This is a genomic window from Polaromonas sp. P1_E1_2 (assembly GCF_056406035.1).
In genome coordinates this window covers 1-5,489 of the sequence record NZ_JBFUAZ010000262.1, presented here as the reverse complement: position 1 = coordinate 5,489, position 5,489 = coordinate 1, and the positions used below count along the sequence as shown (strand labels likewise).

The following is a 5,489-nucleotide window of genomic DNA, read 5'->3' as shown; positions in this document are numbered from 1 at the left end:
GCATTCAGCATTGTTCAAACTTGTACCCACTGCGTAAAGTGGCGCTCTTTCAGGGAACAAAGAGGCTTCTATGCATGTGTGTGTGCTCGGTGCAGGAATCGTGGGACTCGCAACCGCCTACAGCTTGCGGCGGGCCGGCCATGAGGTGACAGTGGTGGACCGCGCCAGCCCCGGCAGCGGCGCCAGCGGCGGCAACGGCGCACAACTGAGCTACTCCTACGTGCAGCCGCTGGCAGATCCCGCCATCTGGCGGCAGCTTCCCAAGCTGCTGCTGTCGCCCTCCTCCCCGTTGAAGCTGCGGCCTCGCCTGGATGTGCGCCAGTGGTTGTGGGGTGCGCAGTTTCTGGCGGCCTGCAACAGCAAGACCTCACGCAACACCACCAGCCATTTACTGTCGCTGGCGGCGCTCAGCCGCCAGTCCTTTGACGCGATGATGGCCGAAGAAAAACTGGATTGCGATTTCTCGGCCACGGGCAAGCTGGTGCTGTACGCCAGCGATGCAGCGTTCGCTGCAGCGCGCCGGCAGATGTTGCTGCAACGTGAACTGGGCAGTACCCAGGAGGCCGTCAGCGCCGACCGCTGCGTGGAGATCGAGCCCGCGCTGAAAAACCGACACGGGCACATCGCCGGCGCCATCTACACACCGGGCGAGTGTGCTGCCGACTGCCAGAAAACCTGCGACGGCCTGTTCAACGTGCTGCGCCGCGAGGGTGGTGTGCGCTTCCTGCTGGACACACCCGTGGAGCAGCTCGTGGTGCGCGGCGGCCTGGTTGCAGCTGTCGCGACGCCGCAAGGCCATCTCGAAGCCGACCGCTATGTGATGGCGATGGGTGCCGGGTCTGCGCGCATGGCGCGCACCCTGGGTGTGCACCYTCCGGTCTACCCGTTGAAGGGTTACAGCGTTACGGTGGACGTCGCACCTGGCGATGGCGCAGCACCGCAGGTGAGCGTGACCGACAGCGCTCGCAAGGTGGTGTTCGCCCGCATCGGTTCGCGCCTGCGCGTGGCAGGCATGGCCGAGCTTTCGGGTTACGACATCGCCGTCGACCCGGCACAGATTGCTTCGCTGAAAGCGTCGACCCAAACGGTTTTTCCAGGTTGCAGCAACTTCGAAACCCTGAGCCCCTGGGCCGGCATGCGCCCCGCCACGCCCACCGGCCTGCCGGTCATTGGCACACACGCGAAAGGCCCGGCCAACCTGTTGTTCAACACCGGCCATGGTGCGCTGGGCTTCACCCTGGCGTTCGGCTCTGCGCAACGCATCAGCCGCATGCTGGAGCACTGACCTTCAGGCTTTGCGCAGCGCGGGCGCTGAAGCGCGCTGCGTCAGGGCTTGCTGGAAGCATTTCACAAAAGACCGCACGATGACCGAGCCAGGTTTGCCTGCAGGCAACAGCGCATTGATGGGCACCGGGATCAAGGGTTCCAGTTCCAGCAGGTCCACACGCGTCAGGTCGGCGGACGCCGCTGTGCACGTGTCAATCACCGCAATGCCCAGCCCGTGGTGGGCCAGCGCCAGCGCCGAATGGTAGGTCTGCACGGTGATATGGAATTCGAGACCCACCCCTGCCTCGCGGCAGGCCTGGTTGAGGCTGCGGCCCACCGGGTCCATCACATCAAGCCCGACGACCGGTACTTTGGTGAGGTCCTCAAGCGTGACACTGCCACGCTTGACGAGGCGCGCAGGCARCATGCCCTTGGGTGCAACGCACACCATGCGGCCGTCGGCCAGGTGTTCCTGTGCCAGCGCCGAATGCGCTGCCGGGCTGAAAAGAAAACCGACATCCCCCTCCTGCAGCGCCAGTGCCGAGATAATTTGCGGCGAATGTAACGCCCGCACGGTAATCGCCACATCGGCATGCTTGACCCGAAAGAGCTTGATCGCGTGGGGCAGGATTTCGTAGCTGAGTGCCAGCACCGTCAGGATGCGGAGTTCCCTGGCGCTTTCGCCGGTTTTCAAGTTGGCCGCCAGGCGCTGCACTTCATCGAGCTGGGCAAACAGCCGCTCGATGTGCGGGTACAGCGTCAACGCTTCAGAGGTCGGCGTCAGCCGGCCCTTGCTGCGCTGGAAGAGGGCAAAACCCAGCTGCAACTCGGCATGCTGCAGGATGCGGCTGACGGCGGGCTGGGTGACATTGATCAGGCGGGCCGCCCCGCTGACACTGCCGGTGAGCATGACCGCGTTGAAGACTTCGATGTGGCGCAGGCGCATGGGGGGTTCCGTGGTGCGTGTTCAGGCGGGATGGTGCAGGCTCAGCACAGCAATTATCGTGCGCAGCATGTGCGGGTGATCCAGTCACGGAAAACGCCCATGGCCCCCGTCACGCGCCGGGATTTGAGCCGGGTCAGCCAGTAACTGCCGTTTTCAATTTCCAGTGGAAACGGCCTTGCCAGTCGCCCTTCGCGCAGCTCTCGCGCAAACAGGTTCACCGGAAGCAAGGCAACGCCAGCGCCCTGCACGGCAGCTTCCGCCATGGTCAGGGACGAATCAAACACAGCCCCCCTGACCACAGGGCAGTCCACACCGGCCAGGGCAAACCAGCTCACCCATTCATCGGACCGGTAGGAGCGCAACAGTACCTCACCGGCCAGGTCAGCAGGTTCTCGCAGACGGGAAGCCGTTACAGGAGAGCAGACGGGTGACAGCGGCGAGGGAAAAAGCAGGTCAGCTTCGGTGCCGTGCCATGCGCCGTCGCCAAAGCGTATGGCGTAGTCCAGGCCCTCACCGGCCAGGTCCACGCGGTTGTTGTTGGTAAACAACCTGAAATCAACAAAAGGGTGGGCCTGCTGGAACGCCTCTAGACGGGGAATCAACCAGCCCACCGCAAAAGTGCCGACAGCCCCAACGCTCAGTACCTCCCTAAAGCGGCCATCGCGGAATTGCTCCAGCAACGCGCCGATGCGGCCGAACGATTCCGCCAGCGCGGGCAACAGCGCCTGGCCTTCATCGGTCAGGGCAAGGCCGCGTGGAAGCCGCCGGAACAGCGGAACACCCATGCGCTCTTCCAGATTTTTGACGTGCTGGCTGATCGCGGTTTGGGTGACGTTCAACTCGTCGGCGGCCCGCGTGAAGCTCAGGTGACGCGCGGACACCTCAAAGGCACGCAAGGCATTCAGGGGAAGGTGCATGGTTCAAGCCCAAGTTTTACTTATGAGTTACCTCGATTATTGCCGTTTGCCGGAATTGCAGCCCTTCAATATCGTTACCGTTTTCATACCAACCCGAGAGTAAAAATGATGCAGAGACGACAATTTACCGGCGCACTGGGAAGCTTCATGGCGGCGGGCATGGGTTCAGCTCATGCCCAGAATTTATGGGGTATGAGCGGCGCACCGCAAGCCGCAGATTCAAGTTCGGTCATCGGGCGGCTCAAAGCCCTTGAACGGGAAAGCGGCGGCCGGCTCGGTGTTGCCATCCTCAACGCCGGTACCGGCGTGCAACATGGACACCGCGCGGCGGAACGCTTCCCCATGTGCAGCACCTTCAAGCTGCTGGCCGCTGCGCTGGTGCTGCACCGGGTAGACACCGGAAAGGAACGGCTGGACCGCCTGCTGCCTGTTGACGGCGCGGCACTGGTTTCCCATTCACCGGTCACCGGGCCAAGAGCCGGTGGCAGCATGTCGCTCGCGGAGTTGTGCGAAGCCACTATCACCGTCAGCGACAACACGGCCGCCAACCTGATGCTGGCCAGCTTCGGCGGGCCCAAGGGCCTGACGGACTACGCGCGCTCGCTCGGTGACCGCATGACACGACTGGATCGCATTGAAACCGCGCTGAATGAAGCCACGCCCGGTGATCCACGCGACACCACTACGCCTGCCGCCATGCTGGGCACCGTGCAAAAAATCGTGCTGGGCAATGCGCTGTCAGACACCTCGCGCCAGCAGATGCGCCAGTGGCTGATCGCCAGCAAGACATCCGACCGGCGATTGCGCGCCCTGCTGCCGCGGGACTGCCTGGTTGGCGACAAGACGGGTACAGGCGCCCATGGCACCACCAACGACATCGGCGTTTTGTGGCCTGCGGGATGCGCGCCTGTGGTGATCACGGTGTATTTGACCAAGAGCCCAAAGCCCCTGGAGGAACGCGAGGCCATCGTGGCAAAGGCCGGTCAATTGGCGGCTTCTTTGGCCACGCCGGCTTGATAACACGAGACAACAAAGTTGGCCGCCTCCGGGCGGCTTTTTGCGTTGCGGGGAAACACATTCTCAAACGGCAAAGCTGTCACCAAGGTAAAGAGGTCGGGCACGAGAGCCTGCAATCTATTGCCGGGATTTGGCGCTTAACGAAAACGTTGATTTCCAACGAATTTTCTATTGGAATTGATGAAATTATTGAAAACAAAATACCGTACCAACTAGAGACTGGTTACAACAATAGCAGCTCAATGTAATACTAAAGATCGATAATCAGGGAGATTCCTAGAAGAGTTCACATACAACATGAAAATAAACCCGCAGGTGGTGGTCGATGGGCTCATCGACCACATCACCGCCGCAGTTCTCATTGCCCCTGAAGTTGAAAAATTACTTCAGCGAGAGAACAAGGACCGGTTCAACCGGGCTGGCTATCAACTTCTTGGAGCACTTCCCGATGGCCCCACGAAGCTCGACTTCTTCTGCGAAATAACACTTCAGGCAGAGAAGCAACGCAGCTCCTTCCTTGTGAAKATCCTCGGCCAGGCGGGTTATGAAGACTCGCGCTGGAGAATCACCCAGATCTATGACGTTGAGGTGGATCCACTGGACCGCGGGGATACAGGATTTTCGAGCGTGATCTGAAACGGGCTGCGTGGACACCATTCGCCACAGGAGCGGCAATGGAGATCGCAGGCCGCAAGAGCGCAAGTAGATGATCAACCAGCTCTCCGCGTATCGTCCATCCATTTTTCGGGAAAGAAAAATGGCACCCCGACAATTATTAAATCAGGCGCTTTTTAATACGAAAACAGAAACGTCACCGTTGTCGTTGAGCAAAAGGTTTTTCTCAAACAAACGGGCATCCAGATGCTTGTATCTAATGCCTTCACTGTCTACCGCCTCTAGCGCCATCGTCAAGACCGAGCCTTCAACAGAATAATTGAAAGGCCACTCGCCCATGTCAGCCCGCCTTGAATGGAAATAAGTGCCAGTTCCATCCGCATTGAGTTTGATCACGACCTCCATGAATCCTTTGACACTTTTCCGATCAATCCACTCGCCATAAATTTCAGCTGCTGAATTAACTTCGCTGGTGCTTGGCCAAAGCTCTCTCAATTCCTCCTGGCTCGGCGCTTTAACTAACTTGTTTGCGGCGTCTACGGTTTTTGACAAGATCGATGACATGGTTTTCTCCTAAGGTAATAAACGGGTACGGACCCAAAAACGATTCCAGATATACAGCCAGCAAAGAGCTTCTCGGGCCAGGAGCTGCCGCCCAGACTCCTAGGCATGACGTATCACGCGCAGTTCGAACATCCAGTCATGAAGTCGTGCGTTCACCTTGATGC

6 protein-coding genes are annotated in these 5,489 nt (G+C 60.0%); 3 read left to right on the top strand and 3 right to left on the bottom strand.

The annotated features are described in order from the left end of the window. Positions 1-70 precede the first annotated feature (70 nt). Positions 71-1,285, top strand: coding sequence for a D-amino acid dehydrogenase (locus tag AC1D1P_RS13150; RefSeq protein WP_477673289.1), 1,215 nt, complete (start codon positions 71-73; stop codon positions 1,283-1,285). 3 nt (positions 1,286-1,288) lie between these two features. Here the strand turns inward: AC1D1P_RS13150 and AC1D1P_RS13145 are convergent, their stop codons facing one another. Further along, positions 1,289-2,212: a LysR family transcriptional regulator gene (locus tag AC1D1P_RS13145; protein ID WP_477669007.1), complete on the bottom strand. Its 924-nt coding sequence runs from the start codon at positions 2,210-2,212 to the stop codon at positions 1,289-1,291. A 53-nt stretch (positions 2,213-2,265) separates the two neighbouring features. After that, complete coding sequence (locus AC1D1P_RS13140) at positions 2,266-3,129, bottom strand: LysR substrate-binding domain-containing protein (protein WP_477673288.1); 864 nt, start codon at positions 3,127-3,129, stop codon at positions 2,266-2,268. Between the two features lie 108 nt (positions 3,130-3,237). Here AC1D1P_RS13140 and bla point away from each other — a divergent pair, with 108 nt between their 5' ends. Both bla and AC1D1P_RS13130 read left to right on the top strand, forming a co-directional pair. After that, the gene (bla, locus tag AC1D1P_RS13135) at positions 3,238-4,146 is read left to right on the top strand and encodes a class A beta-lactamase (protein ID WP_477673290.1); all 909 of its coding nucleotides are present in this window, start codon (positions 3,238-3,240) and stop codon (positions 4,144-4,146) included. A 297-nt stretch (positions 4,147-4,443) separates the two neighbouring features. Continuing rightward, complete coding sequence (locus tag AC1D1P_RS13130) at positions 4,444-4,782, top strand: hypothetical protein (protein ID WP_477673287.1); 339 nt, start codon at positions 4,444-4,446, stop codon at positions 4,780-4,782. Positions 4,783-4,926: 144 nt separating this feature from the next. On the opposite strand, the gene AC1D1P_RS13125 is transcribed toward AC1D1P_RS13130, so the two are convergent. Next, positions 4,927-5,325, bottom strand: a complete 399-nt coding sequence (locus AC1D1P_RS13125) for a hypothetical protein (protein ID WP_477669003.1) — start codon at positions 5,323-5,325, stop codon at positions 4,927-4,929. Positions 5,326-5,489: the final 164 nt, after the last annotated feature.

Excerpts from the sequence above, each read along its gene's own strand:
- AC1D1P_RS13125 (WP_477669003.1), bottom strand. The coding sequence starts at position 5,325 with ATGTCATCGATCTTGTCAAAAACCGTAGACGCCGCAAACAAGTTAGTT.
- bla (WP_477673290.1), top strand. The coding sequence starts at position 3,238 with ATGCAGAGACGACAATTTACCGGCGCACTGGGAAGCTTCATGGCGGCG.
- AC1D1P_RS13140 (WP_477673288.1), bottom strand. The coding sequence starts at position 3,129 with ATGCACCTTCCCCTGAATGCCTTGCGTGCCTTTGAGGTGTCCGCGCGT.